The organism is Cupriavidus sp. GW821-FHT02F09 (genome assembly GCF_059421605.1).
Genome location: NZ_JBWKVH010000042.1, coordinates 39,313 through 54,298 on the forward strand (window position 1 = coordinate 39,313; position 14,986 = coordinate 54,298).

At 64.6% G+C, this 14,986-nt stretch carries 14 protein-coding genes and 2 pseudogenes; 12 read left to right on the forward strand and 4 right to left on the reverse strand.

What is annotated here, in order from left to right; genetic code table 11:
• The first annotated feature begins 1 nt into the window (after window position 1).
• From AC07XB_RS31505 to AC07XB_RS31540, 8 genes and pseudogenes are all read left to right on the forward strand, one after another.
• Window positions 2-772: an enoyl-CoA hydratase/isomerase family protein gene (locus AC07XB_RS31505; RefSeq protein WP_492831336.1), complete on the forward strand. Its 771-nt coding sequence runs from the start codon at window positions 2-4 to the stop codon at window positions 770-772.
• Entirely contained in the window at window positions 765-1,520 is a 756-nt protein-coding gene (locus AC07XB_RS31510; protein WP_492831337.1) for an SDR family NAD(P)-dependent oxidoreductase, read from the forward strand. Before AC07XB_RS31505 ends, AC07XB_RS31510 begins: the two co-directional genes overlap by 8 nt.
• Window positions 1,521-1,535: 15 nt before the next feature.
• Window positions 1,536-2,702: an acyl-CoA dehydrogenase family protein gene (locus AC07XB_RS31515; protein WP_492831338.1), complete on the forward strand. Its 1,167-nt coding sequence runs from the start codon at window positions 1,536-1,538 to the stop codon at window positions 2,700-2,702.
• A gap of 14 nt (window positions 2,703-2,716) precedes the next feature.
• Window positions 2,717-3,592: a 3-hydroxyacyl-CoA dehydrogenase family protein gene (locus AC07XB_RS31520; RefSeq protein ID WP_492831339.1), complete on the forward strand. Its 876-nt coding sequence runs from the start codon at window positions 2,717-2,719 to the stop codon at window positions 3,590-3,592.
• Between the two features lie 2 nt (window positions 3,593-3,594).
• Window positions 3,595-4,251: a 3-hydroxyacyl-CoA dehydrogenase family protein gene (locus AC07XB_RS31525; protein ID WP_492831340.1), complete on the forward strand. Its 657-nt coding sequence runs from the start codon at window positions 3,595-3,597 to the stop codon at window positions 4,249-4,251.
• The gene (locus tag AC07XB_RS31530; RefSeq protein ID WP_492831341.1) at window positions 4,248-5,369 is read left to right on the forward strand and encodes a CaiB/BaiF CoA transferase family protein; all 1,122 of its coding nucleotides are present in this window, start codon (window positions 4,248-4,250) and stop codon (window positions 5,367-5,369) included. Before AC07XB_RS31525 ends, AC07XB_RS31530 begins: the two co-directional genes overlap by 4 nt.
• An 89-nt stretch (window positions 5,370-5,458) precedes the next feature.
• Window positions 5,459-6,658, forward strand: a complete 1,200-nt coding sequence (locus AC07XB_RS31535) for an ABC transporter substrate-binding protein (protein ID WP_493688133.1) — start codon at window positions 5,459-5,461, stop codon at window positions 6,656-6,658.
• Between the two features lie 88 nt (window positions 6,659-6,746).
• A pseudogene (locus AC07XB_RS31540) lies at window positions 6,747-7,518 on the forward strand (3-hydroxyacyl-CoA dehydrogenase NAD-binding domain-containing protein); the annotation flags it as partial.
• Between the two features lie 300 nt (window positions 7,519-7,818).
• On the opposite strand, the gene AC07XB_RS31545 reads toward AC07XB_RS31540, so the two are convergent.
• Window positions 7,819-8,664 carry an oxidoreductase gene (locus AC07XB_RS31545; protein WP_492831343.1) on the reverse strand — a complete coding sequence of 282 codons (846 nt, stop codon included), beginning with the start codon at window positions 8,662-8,664 and terminating at the stop codon, window positions 7,819-7,821.
• Between the two features lie 367 nt (window positions 8,665-9,031).
• On the opposite strand from AC07XB_RS31545, the gene AC07XB_RS31550 reads away from it, so the two are divergent.
• The 4 genes and pseudogenes from AC07XB_RS31550 (at window position 9,032) to AC07XB_RS31565 (ending at window position 12,875) form a co-directional block, all read left to right on the forward strand.
• A complete protein-coding gene (locus AC07XB_RS31550) occupies window positions 9,032-9,424 on the forward strand; it encodes a hypothetical protein (RefSeq protein ID WP_492831344.1) in 393 nt (130 codons plus the stop codon).
• 106 nt (window positions 9,425-9,530) lie between these two features.
• A pseudogene (locus AC07XB_RS31555) lies at window positions 9,531-9,771 on the forward strand (NAD(P)(+) transhydrogenase (Re/Si-specific) subunit alpha); the annotation flags it as partial.
• Window positions 9,772-10,202: 431 nt separating this feature from the next.
• Window positions 10,203-11,165 carry a Bug family tripartite tricarboxylate transporter substrate binding protein gene (locus AC07XB_RS31560; RefSeq protein WP_492831345.1) on the forward strand — a complete coding sequence of 321 codons (963 nt, stop codon included), beginning with the start codon at window positions 10,203-10,205 and terminating at the stop codon, window positions 11,163-11,165.
• A gap of 219 nt (window positions 11,166-11,384) precedes the next feature.
• Window positions 11,385-12,875, forward strand: a complete 1,491-nt coding sequence (locus AC07XB_RS31565; RefSeq protein ID WP_492831346.1) for an aldehyde dehydrogenase family protein — start codon at window positions 11,385-11,387, stop codon at window positions 12,873-12,875.
• Here the strand turns inward: AC07XB_RS31565 and AC07XB_RS31570 are convergent.
• The 3 genes from AC07XB_RS31570 to AC07XB_RS31580 form a co-directional block, all read right to left on the reverse strand.
• Window positions 12,857-13,291 carry an SDR family NAD(P)-dependent oxidoreductase gene (locus AC07XB_RS31570; protein ID WP_492831347.1) on the reverse strand — a complete coding sequence of 145 codons (435 nt, stop codon included), beginning with the start codon at window positions 13,289-13,291 and terminating at the stop codon, window positions 12,857-12,859. The two genes, AC07XB_RS31565 and AC07XB_RS31570, sit on opposite strands and share 19 nt — an antisense overlap.
• 44 nt (window positions 13,292-13,335) lie before the next feature.
• The gene (locus tag AC07XB_RS31575) at window positions 13,336-13,623 is read right to left on the reverse strand and encodes a LysR family transcriptional regulator (protein ID WP_492831348.1); all 288 of its coding nucleotides are present in this window, start codon (window positions 13,621-13,623) and stop codon (window positions 13,336-13,338) included.
• A gap of 102 nt (window positions 13,624-13,725) precedes the next feature.
• Entirely contained in the window at window positions 13,726-14,703 is a 978-nt protein-coding gene (locus AC07XB_RS31580) for a Bug family tripartite tricarboxylate transporter substrate binding protein (protein ID WP_492831349.1), read from the reverse strand.
• Window positions 14,704-14,986 lie beyond the last annotated feature (283 nt).

The following is a 14,986-nucleotide window of genomic DNA, read 5'->3' on the forward strand; positions in this document are numbered from 1 at the left end:
CATGTCAGTCGAATTGACCTTCTCCGAACAGTACGCGATCCTGACGCTGAACCGCCAGGATGCGCTGAACGCGCTGCAGTTCCGCATGCTCCGGCAGATTTCGCAGGCAATCGACGAGGTCGCGCAGTCGCCGGCCCGCGGCCTAATCGTGGCGGGCGCGGGGCCTAAAGCATTCTGCGCTGGCGCCGACATCAAGGAACTGATGGACCGCGACCTGACCGCGCAGCGGAACGGCGCCTTGCTTGGCCAGCAGGCCTTCAACCAGTTCGCGCGGCTCGCCATCCCGTCGGTGGCGGTGCTGCACGGCTATGCCTTCGGCGGCGGGTTGGAACTGGCGATGGCCTGCACGTTCCGGATTGCGACCCGCAAAGCCAAGATGGGACTGCCCGAGATCAAGCTGGGGCTGATCCCCGGCTATGGTGGCACGCAGCGCCTGCCGCGCTTGGTCGGCGAGGGACGCGCGCTGGAACTGATCATGTCGGGCCGTACGATTGACGGCACAGAGGCCGAGCGTATCGGCCTCGTCAACCAACTGGTAGAGGGAGACGACCCGGTCGAACTGGGCCGGCAGTACCTGGCGCCTTTCCTGGCGTTTGGCGGCTGCGCCTCCCAATTTGCGCGCGAGGCGGTGCAGCGGGCGCTGACGACCACCCTGGACGAAGGCCTGCGGATCGAGGCCGACCTGTCGACGCTCGCATACCAGACCCGCGACGCCACCGAAGGCATGAAGGCGTTCATCGAGAAGCGCGAACCGGAGTTCAAGGATGCCTGAGATCACCAACGGCTGCATTGTGGTCACCGGCGCGAGCCGCGGCATCGGCGCGGCGATCGCGCAGGAATTGGCAGGCGGCAATTTCCAGGTCGCCTGCCTATCCCGCTCCGGCGATCTCCCTGCCGGCATCGACCTCGAACTGGTGGCGCGGACCGGGATGTTCGCTCTCGCCTGCGACATCACCGACGCCGCCTCGCTGACGGAGGCATTCGCGCAAATTGCCTCGACCACCGACCGGCCAATCGTCGGGCTCGTCAACAACGCCGGCATGCACCTGCAGGGGAAATCGGCGACGTTTCCAGTCGCCGACTACGAGTTGGTGATGGCGGCTAACGCTACCTCGGTGTTCGCGGTCAGCCAGACCGCCTATCCGTATCTCGCCCGCGGCGGTGGGGCATTGATCGTCAACATGGGGTCGTTCTTCGAGAAGCTCGGTGTCAAGGGCAACCTCGCCTACTGCGCATCGAAGGCGGCGGTGGGCGCCATCACGCGATGCCTGGCGGTGGAATGGGCCCGCGACCACATCCGCGTCATCAATATCGCCCCCGGCTATATCGAAACAGACCTGAACCGCGCCGAACTCAACGAGGGGCCATTGCAAGCTTTCCTACAGAAGCGGATCCCGACCGGCGGCCCCGGCACGGTCGCCGACGTATCCGGGCTGGTGTCCATGCTGTATCGCCTGCCCGGCCAATTCCTCACCGGAGAGACCCTGTACGTCGATGGCGGCCAGGGCATGGCTCTCTGAGCAATGGAGCGAGACATGAATATTCTGGAACGCCTCGATCGCAGCCTCAGCCTGTCGAATGAGGAACAGATGCTGCTCGACAGCGTCAAAGACCTGTGCCGGGAGCGAATCGCCCCGGATGCAGCCGGCTACGACCGCACCGGGGAGTTTCCCTGGCGGAACATCGAGGCGATCAACGCGCTCGGACTGAACGCCATGTTCGTGCCGGAAGCCTACGGCGGCGCCCAGACCTCCTATGTGAGCTACCTGGCCTGCGTGCGCGAGATCTCGAAGGCATGCGCGTCGACTGGCATCATCTGGGCCACCAACTTCCATGCGATGAAGCCGCTGATCGAGTACGGCAGCGAAGCGCAGAAAGAGCGCTGGCTGCCGCGCGTGGCCGAGGGTGCGATCGCCTCGCTGGCGATCACCGAACCGTCGGCGGGGTCGGATGCCACCGGCATGCGCACCACCTTCACGCCGGATGGCGACGACATCGTGATCCAAGGCGGCAAGGTGTTCATCACCAACGGCGATGTGGCCGACCTTTACCTGTTGTTCGGCAAGTGGTCGGAGATCGCCGACAGCAAGCAGTCGATCTCCGTTCTGGTGCTGGAGAAGGGCACGCCCGGCCTGACGGTTCTCAGCACCGAGCACAAGATGGGCACGCGCGCCTCCAGCACCGCGTCGCTGTCTTTCGAGAACTGCCGCGTGCCGCGTGCCAACCTGATCGGCGCGCCAGGCGACGGCCTGCCCATCCTGTTCGGCTCGCTGAACCGCTCCCGGCCGAGCGTGGCGGCGCACGCGCTGGGCATCGCCCGCGCCGCGTTCGAGGACGCAACCGCATACATCAACGAGCGGAGGCAGTCGGGCCGCCGGATCCTGGAGTTCCAGGGCATCCAGTTCATGCTGGCCGACATGGCGTCTGAGCTCGCTTTGTGCGAGTCGTGGTTGTGGCGGATCGGCGAGATGGTCGACCGGGGCGAGAAGGACTTTGGTATCGAGGCCTCGATACTCAAGCTCCGCGCTACCGACGCCGCCATGCGCATCACTACCGATGCCGTGCAGTTGCTGGGCGGCTACGGATATTGCAACGACTACCGCGTCGAGCGGCTGATGCGGGACGCCAAGATCACCCAGATCTGGGAAGGCACCAATCAGGTCCACCGTCAGCTCATTGGTAGAAGTTTCCTCACGAAATAGCAAGGAGTCATGCAGTGACAACAATCAAGACCGTCGGCGTGGCCGGCAGCGGGACGATGGGCGCCGGCATCGCCATCGTGGCAGCTCGGGCCGGCTTCAAGACCATCGTGTACGACACCCGCCAGGAGGCGCTGGACCGGGCCCGCGGCCAGACCGAGGGCTTCCTGAAGAAGTCCGCCGAGCGAGGCAAAATACAACCGAATGAAGTCGGAGAGATCCTAGGTCGCTGGCAAGGCACGACCAGCGTCGCCGCCATGGCCGAATGCGACATCGTGATCGAGGCGATTTTCGAGGACCTCGCAGTCAAGCATCAGCTGTTCTCTGCGCTCGACAAGGCATGCCCGCCACATACCCTGTTCGCTTCCAACACGTCGACTATCTCGATCACCGAGATCGCTGGAGGATCGGGGCGCCCCGACCGCTTCGTCGGCATGCATTTCTGCTTGCCTGCCCAACTGATGAAGCTCATCGAGATGTCGCCGGGGCTGACGACCTCCGAGGAGACCTTCGCGGCCGCCTGGGAATTCGCGCTTCAAATGGGCCAGAAGCCTGTCAGGACGCAAGACACCCCCGGATTCATCCTCAACTACTTCCTGATCCCCTTCAACAACGACGCCATCCGGCTGGTGGAACAGGGGGTTGCCGAGCCGGCCGATATCGATACCGCCATCAAAAACGCGCTCGGTTACCCGATGGGTCCACTCGAGTTGCTGGACCTGGTCGGCCTGGACACCCAGAAGCTGCTCTGCGAGGCGATGTATGGCCTGACCAATGAGCCTCGCGCCGCCTGCCCTCCTCTGGTCCGCCGCATGATCGCCGCGAAGCGGCTCGGCAAGAAGACCGGGCAGGGCTTCCACAACTATAGCGACTCGAAAATGTTCGGAGCCTGACCATGACCTACCAGATCGTCGAAGCAGGATATAGCCGCTCCTTCCCTGACGCCCACCCTTTCCTTGACGCCGCCAGCCCTTCAAGCGACGGCATCGTCTATCTTGGGCAAGGCGCCGGCCAGGCGTTCGCCGGAGCGCCCGAGAACCCGTCGGCTCCCTTCATCGCCATTGAACTTGGCACCGAATGCCTTGGCGCTCATACCGGCGAGCATGCCGGCAAGGAAGGCTCCAACGTGGTCGGATTCGCGCGCTTCCGCCTGGGCGACGCCGCGCCGAGCAATCTCGTCGAACTCGTCAGGCAGCCCAGCACCGCGCGCAAGGCGATCGAGGCTGCGCGCGAAGCGTTCCAGGCCGTCGGCCTCGTGGTGGCTGTCTGCAATGACTTCCCTGGCCGCATCGTTGACCGGCTGGTCCGTCCTTACTACAATGCCGCCCTGCGCCGGCTGGACGAACGGCTGGCTACCGCAGAGGACATGGACCAGACGCTGCGGCTGGGCCTCGGCTATCCTGAGGGCCCCATCTCCCTACTGGAGCGCACCGGCCTGTCCCACCACTACGCCGTGACCGCAGCGCTCTACGAGGCGCTGGGGCAGGAAGCCTACGCACCGGCCCGTCGCGCGCGTGTCGCCGCGCAACGTAAAGGGCAGGCGCCATCATGATGCAGCCACTGCACGGCGTGAAGATCCTCGACTTCAGCACGCTGCTGCCCGGCCCGCTCTGCACCCTGCTGATGGCCGAGGCCGGCGCCGACGTCATCAAGATCGAGCGGCCCGTGGACGGCGACGAGATGCGCTCCTATGAACCGAAGCTGGGTTCGGACAGCGTCAATTTCGTGCTGCTGAACCGCGGCAAGCGGTCGGTCGCGCTCGATCTGAAGTCGGCGGCCGCTATCGAGGCGCTGATGCCACTGGTCTGCGACGCGGACGTGCTGGTCGAACAGTTCCGTCCCGGCGTGATGGAACGGCTCGGACTGGGCTATGCGGCGCTGTCGGCGCGGAATCCGCGGCTGATCTACTGCGCCATCACGGGCTACGGACAGCATGGCCCGCGCGCCCGGGAAGCCGCGCACGACCTGAACTACGTCGCTTCGACGGGCATGCTGTCGCTGAGTTGCGGTAGCGATGGCGCGCCATCGCTGCCGCCCGCGCTGATCGCCGACATCGCCGGCGGCGCCTACCCGGCCATGATCAACATCCTGCTCGCGCTGAGGCAGCGCGAGCAGACCGGGCGCGGCAGCTTCCTCGACATCGCGATGGCCGATAACCTGTTCACCTTCCAGTACTGGGGGCTCGGCGATGGATGGCGAGGCTCCTGGCCCACCCCCGGCTCGGGACTGGTGACAGGCGGCTCGCCGCGCTACCAGATCTACCGGACCTCCGACGGTCAGTACCTGGCTGCTGCCCCAATCGAGGACAAGTTCTGGTCCAACTTCACCCGTCTGATCGGGCTGAAACAAGAGGCGCTGGCAAGCTTGAGTGTGCACGACGCCAGCGAGCGCGTGGCGGAGGCCATCTCCCGCCAGCCTGCCAGCGTCTGGGAGCAGCGCTTTCGCGGCCAGGATGTCTGCACGGCCAGGGTTGTCAGTCTCGACGAGGCCTGCCGCGACCCACATTTCGCCGCGCGCGGCCTGTTCAGTCGGAAAGTGACCTCAGGTACGGGCGAGCAGGTGCCCGCGCTGCCCGTGCCGGTGGCAAACGCCTTCCGGGGGGAGGGCCTGACCGCACCGGCGCCTGCGCGCGACACCTGCAGTGACAGCCTCCCCGCATGGAAGAACTGAGGCAGCGCGAGACCGGCACCGCAGCGGTTAGTCGCCGGCCCCCCCGGCGACAACGACTACCACCACGATAACGACCAGGAGACTGCACAATGAATCGGCGATCTATCTACTACGGCTGTGTGTTGATGGCACTGGCCAGCGGCTCGACCTTTCCTGCGGACGAACCGTTCCGCATCGGGGTACTGGTCGACATGACCGGCGTCTACTCCGGCATCGGCGGCCCGGGCGGCATCGCGGCCGTCAAGATGGCGGTGCAGGACTTTGGCGGCAAGGTGCTGGGACGTCCCATCGAGGTACTGACTGCCGACTACCAGAACAAGGTCGACGTCACTGCTACCCGGGCGCGCGAGTGGTACGACCGCAGCAATGTGCAGATGATTGTCGAATCAACCGACTCCGCTTCCGCGCTGGCCTTGCAACAGATCGGCCTGGACAGGAAGAAGATCACCTTCTTCGCCGGCTCGGCGACGACCGAGCTCACCGGCAAGCAGTGCTCGCCGTATGGCATCCACTATGTGTACAACACGTACGCGCTGGCCCATGGCACGGCCCAAGCCATCCTCGCGGACGGCAAGAAGGACTGGTTCTTCATCACCGCGGACTACGCCTTCGGCCATTCGCTCGAGGATAACGCTTCGGCGGTCGTCCAGGAGGCGGGCGGCAAGGTGTTCGGCAAGGTCAGACATCCTCTGTCCGCCCCCGACTTCGCTTCTTTCCTCCTGCAGGCGCAGGCGTCGAAAGCCCAGGTGATCGCGCTGGCGAACGCGGGCCGCGATACGCAGAACGCCGTGCGCCAAGCCGCTGAGTTCGGCCTTGGCCAGGGCAAGCAGATTGTCGCCCCGCTGCTGATCTTCGACAACGACCTGAAGGGGATGGGCCTGAAGGCAGCGCAGGGCCTGCAGTTCACCACGGCCTTCTACTGGGACTACAACGACGAATCTCGGGCGTTCGGCCGGAAGTTCCAGTCCCAGACCCGGTCGATGCCGACGATGGTGCAGGCCGGCATGTATTCGGCCGTCACACAGTATCTGAAGGCGGTCCAGTCGGTCGGTAGCGCGGACTCCGACAAGGTCATGACGAAGCTGCGGCAAACCCCGATCAATGACTTCTTCGTCAAGAATGGACACATCGAACGCAACGGCCAGATGTTCCACGACATGTACCTGGCCGAAGCGAAGAGCCCGGCCGAGTCCAAGGGTGAGTTCGACTTGATGAAGATCCGCAAGATCATCCCTGCGGACAAGGCCTTCCAGCCCTTGTCCCAGAGCGCCTGTCCACTCAAAGGCTGAACGCCCGGCCGCTCCGTCACTCCGCTGCGGCCGGCGCCGGTGCATAACCACATCGTGCGCCGGTCCTGGCTAACCGACCCACAGACCAATGCGGATATCAGACATCGGCATCTGCGGCCCCGGCGCCACAGGTCGAGGCATTGCGCAGATCGCCGCCGACAGCGAGGGCGCGCTGGCCCGACGTGCAATGGGCTCGAAGACTTGGCCGCTTGCGACATGGTGGTGGTCGGGGGCAATCGTGGAGAAGCTCGACGTCAAGCGCGACCTCGTGGCCAGGCTCGAAGCGAGCCTGCGCGACGACGCGGTGATTGCGTCGAACACCTCTTCGCTGTAGATCACCGCTATTGCAGCCAGCGCGAAGCACCGTGGCCGCATCGCTGGCTACCACTTCTTCAACCCCGTGCCGCCGATGAAGGTGGTCGACGTGATCAACGGCATGTCCGGCGATCACCCGTTGGCGATGCGCCGATGATGTTATCGCGCCGCCTGGGCCATACGCCGGTGCGCTGCAAGGATATGCTCGGTTTCATCGTCAACCATGCCGGCCGCGGCATGAATATCGATGGCCTGAAGGCCGCTCAGGAAGGCGTGACGGATTTCGTCGATATCAATAACTCATGCGCGAACAGGCTGGCTTCCGCATGGGGCCGCTCGAACTGATGGACCTGACCCGGTTGGACGTGTCGCACCCAGTGATGGAGTCGATCTACAACCAGTTCTACCAGGAAGCACGCTACCGCCTGTCGTCGATCACGGCAACCCGATACGTGGGCGGCCTGTTCAGCCGCAAGACCAGCGCCGGCTTCTACGCCTACCAGGAAGGCCGGAGACATGTGTCCGCCACCGCGCCCGCCCGGCCAAAGTGTGGGTCAGCCACGCCACTGCTGCCGTCTCTAGAACGCGGTCTATGACCGCTTCGGGGTTCCGGTGGGCAATTTGGCGTAGCTTGCGTTGCCACGTCAGGACTCGGGGGAAGCGCTGCCCGCTTTGAGAACCGCACCACATGATGGCTCCGTGGCGCACACGAGGGTGCGCCACAGGTCGGCGCAATCGCGCGGCGGTTTTCGCATTGCCTTCAGCGGTGGGTCGGAAGGTCAATCTGTGTGCGCGGAGAACACGACCGCATCGCCAGACTCGGGAATAAAAAACGTCAACTGAGGCTAGGCATCCACGCTCGTCGACAGCGACAGCGGCTCCCAGCGTTCGAGTTCCTGTGCAATCGACGCCAGGTCCTCGCGCATGCTTTGCACGCTGTCCGGACCTAACGGCAGCCGCAGCGGCGGCTGCCGTTCATCGACCAACTGGCACATCGCCAATCCGAACTTCACCGGATCGCTCGGCTGCTTGCCATGACGTTGCGCGGCGTATTGCTCGATCATCTGGTTGATGCTGGCATAGTCATCGCTGCCATTGCCGGAGGTGACCAGCGACGGTCCGGCGAAATCGCTGCGAAAGCCACCGGGCTCGATGATGGTCACATGGATTCCGAGTGGCTCCACCTCCTTCGCTAGGGCCTCCGAGTAGCCTTCGACCGCGAACTTGGTGGCGCTATAGAAGGCGAAACCCGGGGAAGCGGAGAACCCCGCCTTGGATGACAGGTTGATGATGTGCCCCGCGCGCTGGCGCCGCATGATCGGTAGCACGGCGCGGGTCATCTCCACCAGGCCGAAGAAGTTCACTTCGAACATCGGGCGATACTTGTCCGCCATCGTCATTTCGGCAACCGCAAGCAGGCCGTAGCCCGCGTTGTTGACCAGGACGTCGATGCGGCCGAACGCGGCGGCGGCCTGAGCGACCACTGCGTCAAAGCGGGCATGGTCGCGTGCATCGAGGTGGAAGGAGCGCAGGCGCTCGGGGTACTGCTCGTTCAGTTCGTGGCGGCCGTCCGCGGCCAGTACGGTCACGACGACCTGATCGCCGTATTCGAGCGCGGTTTTCGCAGTCTGGTAGCCCAGCCCTTTGTCGGCGCCCGTGATGAGCCAGGTACGGGGGAATTGCTTCGGCATGTCATCTCCTTTGTGTTAGCGGCAAGCTGGAGTAGCAAGTGTGATGCCATGCTCGGCGCGGTCGTTTCATCGGGCGTTCAGGGTCCCGCAAAGTGGCGATGAGCCCCTAGCGCAGTACGGGCGACAGCCATGTCCCGCTCGCGGTCAGCGCGACGCTGTGTCGTCATGTGTTCGTTCCGACGACACTATGGCTGTATTCGCGGCAAACAGAACGGCACCATACCGTCTCGGGCAGCGCAGGTGAATCCCCGTACACCGTAGCCGCACCCCGCGTCACGCTTGCCCCGCCGGGTGCTATAGGCCAATCTTCCGACAGACTCGGTCAGACTGGCACGTGGGTTGCAGTAGCGCAGTATTACGAGCTGGCATGGCGGCAGCTGACGCACACGATGATGCGATCAGCACGGCCGTTGCCGGGCAAGCGGAAGCCATCATGGAAGCACCATTGCAATTGCCATCCCCAACGCCACACGTCGTCGCGCTGCCCCACCGGAATGCCGCCCGCGCGGCATGCATGCAGGTCGGACACTGCAGCGAATCGGCAGGCGGCATATCGCTGCGCGGATTGATTGAGAAGTGGGTCGACGCCAACTCCGCCGCCCCCATGCGGATCACGCGCGTACGCACCCCAGGTACGCCGGGTCGCGGCTGCGTGCGTGTCGAGATGGAACGGCCATCTGGCAGTCTTTCTTTGTACTTCTTCCGGCATGCCGACGGCTGCTGGCGCGTGTTCCCGCCCGCTCGCCACGGCGCGCGCTAAACCTGACTACGCAAAGCCGCCCGCCTCCATAAGGTCCAACGAGTCGGTAGTCCCGCACAACTACGGCCGCGACGTAGTTGTGCGAAAGCAGTGAAGGAACAGATGCATATTGATCCCGGGTGAATCGCGGGCCGGCGAGGCTCGCGTCGCCGCCCCCCTCCCCCGAAGCCATCATAAAGTGCGTCGGGCAGGGCCACAAGGTCATCGTGCAGGCCGGCGCGGGGGTGCGGGCAAGCCATACCGACGAGGCTTACGAGGTCGTCGGCGTCACCATTGTTACCGCGGCCCGAGCCCTGAGCGCGCAGCTGGTGCTCAAGGTCCGCGCCCCTGGCGATGCAGAGCTCGCGCTGATCGGGAGCCAGCGACAGCGACGTCGGCGAGCCACCGCAAGGCAGCCTCGGGACGCGCGCGGCAACCAAGTCGGGAGCCAGCTATGCGGCGGTGCTCCGCGGCGCAAGTGTCCTGAGCCGCGACACATGTACGCTCGGACAACAGCCCGCGACAACCTGCATGCAAGGCAATACATGACAATCACTGGCACCCCGCGCGGCGGCCGAGGCAGGGGCCCTATCGATAACCCGGGGGTGGCATGGCAATTGCAGGTTGAGAACACCCAGCAACGGAACCTGGACCCGCAGTTTGCCGAAGCGGATACCGAAGCGCCGATGCCTGGGAACCCGGAAGCGCGCTGCAGCGGCTTTCGAGAACGCCGGTCCCTGGATCGGGATCGTGGGAACTTAGAAAAAATCAGGAGACACCCAGAATGAAACCCGCAGTAATGAGGCTCGCGCTCGCACCCATGCTTGCCGCTTCTGTCGTCTTCACACCGGCCAGTGCCGCCGACGCCTTTCCGAACAGGCCCATAAGGGTGGTGGTGCCGTCCGCCCCGGGCGGCCTGCTGGATGTCGTGACGCGGCTCGCGGCTCAGAAGATGAGCGAGAAACTCGGCCAGCCGGTGGTGGTCGAGAACCGCGCGGGCGGCGGAACTCTGGTGGGCACGCGCTTCGTGCGCAGCGCGCCGGCAGATGGCTACACGCTGCTGGCCGCCACAAACACCATCACAGCCCTGCCCGCGGTCAGGCTGGATCCCGGCTATGACCTGCTGAAGGACTTCACCGGCATCGGCCAGATGGGTCGATCGCCATGGTTCGTGCTGGTAGGCGCGAATCAGCCCGACAAATCGATCGCTGATTTCATCGCGCACGGCAAGAGCAATCCCGCCACGATGACGTTCGCCTCGGCAGGCTTTGGTACCACGCCTTACCTGGCGGCGCAATCCTTCCTGCACCGGGCGGGGGTGAAAATGCTTCACATTCCTTACAAGGGCAATTCGGCGGTGTATCCGGACCTGATAAGCGGTCGCGTCACCATGATGTTCGATGGCGTGGGGAACACCGGCGCCATGGTCAAGGGCGGGCAACTCCGGGCGCTTGGCGTCACCTCGCACAAGCGGCTGCCAGCTTATCCGGACATCCCGACCGTCGCCGAGCAGGGCCTGCCGGACTTCACCTCGTACTTTTACATCGCGCTGCTGGCACCCGCCGGCACGCCGAAGGCCGTCGTGCAGCGGCTGGCCGACGCACTGCACAGCGCCACCTCCAGCAACGAGATGCGCCAGCGCTTTGAAGCAGACGGCATCGAGCCGATGGCGACCTCTCCGGAGGAGTTCAACCAGGCGCTCAAGCGAGATTTGGACGACATGGCCCGCCTCGCGACCAATCTCGGCGTCAAGAAGGAATAGCGCGTCAGCGTTATGGTTCGGATGTTTGGGTCGGCCCCCGCCGCACTACCTCGCATCCCGGTCTAGCCAAAGGGCCCTGCCACCGGTCTGCCGGGTTGGCGGCGACTGGACGCCTGCGCGCCTGCTCGGGCCGGGAAGGTCGGATCGCTCGACAGCACCTGGCGCCGGTCATTGCTTACCCCACGTGATGTCTCACTCTGAAGATTGGAAGATACGCCTATGAATCTGCATGCTGAACCGGATGCCACAGCGCATTCTTTCCTGAAAGCGAAGCTTGGCCACACCATCGATGGCTGTGTGGTCCCATCTGCCTCTGGCAAGGTGTTCGAGACCCTGAACCCGGCCACCGGGCAGATACTGGCCCACCTAGCCGAAGGCGACGCGACCGACGTCGACAAGGCCGTGCAGGCTGCGCGCGCCGCGTTCGAGGGGCCGTGGTCGACATGGACGCCTTACCAGCGCCAGGCCCTGCTCATGCGCGTGCACGACTTGGTGGAGGCGCGCTTCGAGGAGATGGCGCGGCTGGAAACGCTCGACATGGGATCGCCGATCACTCGGGCACGCAATCTGAAGAGCCTCGTCCTGCAGACCATCGCGCACTTCGCGGCGCAGACTGTCAACGTGACAGGAGAGACGCTGCCCAACAACCTGCCCGGCTCGGTGATGGCCATGACCGTCAAGGCCCCGATCGGCGTGGTCGGGGGCATCCTGGCCTGGAACAACCCGCTGGTCGGCCAGTGGTACGTGGTCGGGGGGGCCCTGGCGACCGGCTGTACGGTGGTGCTGAAGCCGGGCGAGTACGCCTCCCTGTCGGTGCTCTACATGGCCAACCTGCTGATTGAAGCCGGCGTTCCCGACGGCGTGGTCAATGTGGTGACGGGCCACGGACCGGTCGCCGGCGCGGCACTGGCAGCGCATCCGGATGTCGACCGCATTGTGTTTACCGGCTCGGTCGGCACTGGTCACCGCATCATCGAAGCGTCGGCCAGCAATATGAAGCGCGTGCAAGTCGAACTGGGCGGCAAGTCTCCCGATATCGTCTTCGCCGACGCGGATCTCGATGCGGCCGTGCCGGGCACGGCGATGGCGGTATTCAACAGCAGTGGCCAGATCTACACGGCTGGCGCCAGGCTGTTCGTCCAGCGCAGTATCCACGACGAGTTTGTCGAGCGACTGACCGCATTCTCGAAAGCCGTACGCGTCGGCAATGGCCTGGATCCCGAGGTCCAGATGGGACCAGTGATCTCACGACAACAGCTCGACCGCGTGATGGGATACGTGCAAGGCGCCGTGGCGGAGGGCGCGACGCTTTCTGCCGGCGGCGAGCGGCTGGGCGGCGAGCTCGCCAACGGGTACTTCATGCAGCCGACCGTGTTTTCCAATGTGACCCCCGCCATGACCTTCGCGCGCCAGGAAATCTTCGGCCCGGTCATCTCGGTGCTGCCGTTCGATGACGCCGACGATGCGCTGCGCATGGCGAACGCCACCGGGTACGGACTAAGCGGCACGGTCTGGACGCGCAACGTGACTACCGCCATGAAGATGGTCCACGGCATCCAGGCGAGCAGCGTGTGGGTCAACTGCTATGGGCTGCTCGATACCGCCGTGGGCATGAACGGCGACAAGCGAAGCGGCTATGGCGCCAAGGGCGGACCCAGCCATGTCGATGCGTTCCTCTATCAGAAGAACGTCTACATCGACCTCGGCTGACCGGTGCCAGCGCGTTGGCGCGGATGCCGCACGGCCCGGGTTCGAGCGCCATGATCTGCGTGATCCCCCACCACCCCATACTTCGACGCGGCATAGCCGAGGCGGTTGGGCACGCCGTGGATTCCGGCCGCCGATTCCAGGTTGACGATCGAGGCGCCGGGCCTGCCCTCTTCCTTCGCTGTACCGGCAAAAGCCGGGCACATGTTGAACGTATCGTCAAGCTTGACTGCCTGCACCTTGCGCCAAGCCTCCCGGTCGAAGGCCAGCGCGCTGCCGACGCCGCGGATGCAGGCGCAGTTAGATGACGGCGCCTGCCTCGTCGAACGCGCCTCGGACTGTGGCCGCCCCGATCCCGCTATGGCCTGTGACCATAATAGCTGAGAGTCCGGTTTCTGGTCCTGCGGACGCCGTCGCACGTGGACGGGCTGGGCTGAGCGCGGATGCCGCGATCCGGTCCGCCTCAATAGCGGGAATCGGCGCCCTGCCCTTCACCGACGCGTCGGGCGGTAGCGATGGCCTCGTTGAGATCGCTCATGACTTCCTGCACACGTGGTAGCAGGGCGCTGCCGGCCGCCGTCAGGCGGACGCGGCGCGCGAGCCGTTCGAAGAGCGGCGTGCCAAGTTCATTTTCCAGGTCGGCGATGATCTGCGAGACGGCCGGCCTTGTGACGTTCAGTCGATCGGAGGCGCGGCCGAAATGCTCTTCCTCGGCGGCTGCCATGAAGTAGCGGAGATGTCGAAGTTCCATATTCGGTATGCCTATGATCTTGCAACTGACGTGTCCGGCGCAATGCGGCGGTTCGCGCCGCGAGGTTGGGCCCGTTCTCGATGGCACCGACACCGGCCCTGGTCACTGCCTCGGTAGCTTCAGGTCCACCACCAGTTTCATCATCTGCGGCACCTCGTTCGCCAGATATTTGTTGAACGCCTCCGGCGTGACGAACGATGGGTCGGCGCCTTCGCTGACCAGCCGGTCGATCAGGTCCTTACTGCTGGTCGCGTACCGCAAGGCTTCAGACAGGCGTCCCACAATCTCCTTTGGCGTGCCCGCGCGCGCGAGCAGCCCCATCCACAGTGTGTACTCGTAGTCGATGCCCTGTTCCTTGAAGGTCGGGATATCAGGCATCGGACCGTTGCGGGTGGCGGAGGTAACTGCTAGCGGCCGCAGTTTCCCCGACTTGAGGTACGCGACACAACTAGTGTAGCCGTCGAAGATGGTCGTTACACGCCCCGCCACGACATCCGGCAGCGCCAGGCTGTTGCCCTTGTACGGCACGTTCGTCAGTTCCAGCCCCTGCATTCGCAGGAACATGGCGGCGGCCATATGCGGAGGGCCGCCGACGCCGCCGGACGCGAACGACAGCTTGTCCGATTTGGCGCGCGCGATAAACTCCTTGACGTTGCGGCTCGGGTCGCTGGCGCTCACCAGCATGATCATCGGGGAGCGGGCCATCAGGCCAATCGCCGTGAAGTCCTTGAGCGGATCGTAGCCCGCATCCTGCTTCAGCGACGGCAGGATAGTGAACCCGTTCGCCTGCGCTAACAGCGTGTAGCCGTCCGCGGGGGTGTCCTTGACGTAGCGAGTCGCGACGAGAGTATCGCCGCCGGCACGGTTTTCTACGATGACCGTCTGGCCAAGCTGCTCGCCCATCTTCTGCGCGACCAGCCGCGCGATGATATCTAGAGATCCGCCGGCAGCCGCCGGCACGATGATGCGGACTGGCTTGCCGGGAAATGGTTCGGCCGCCTGCGTCGCCGTTGCGGCAATGCCCTGCGCGAGCACGGCCAGCATGGATGCACGGAAGAGGTTCTGTACTCGCGTTCTCATCGGATTGTCTCCTTCAATGGATGGTGGATCGGCATTCGCAACGCCCTGCCAGCGACACGATCACCGGATCCTTTTTTTGGTGTGTGAGTCGAGATGCAAAGCCCGTGCCACGCTCCACCATCACCTGCCGAGGAAGAGTCCTCGTTCCGGCGAAGCGGCAGCAGGAATAACGCCTCCTTGCCTGGGAAACCGGGTAGCACCAGGGAGGAAGATCGGAATGGCGCGAAACGCGGCAAGGCCGCAACCATGTGCGGCACGAAGTCACAGTGTCCGTTCGGCACAC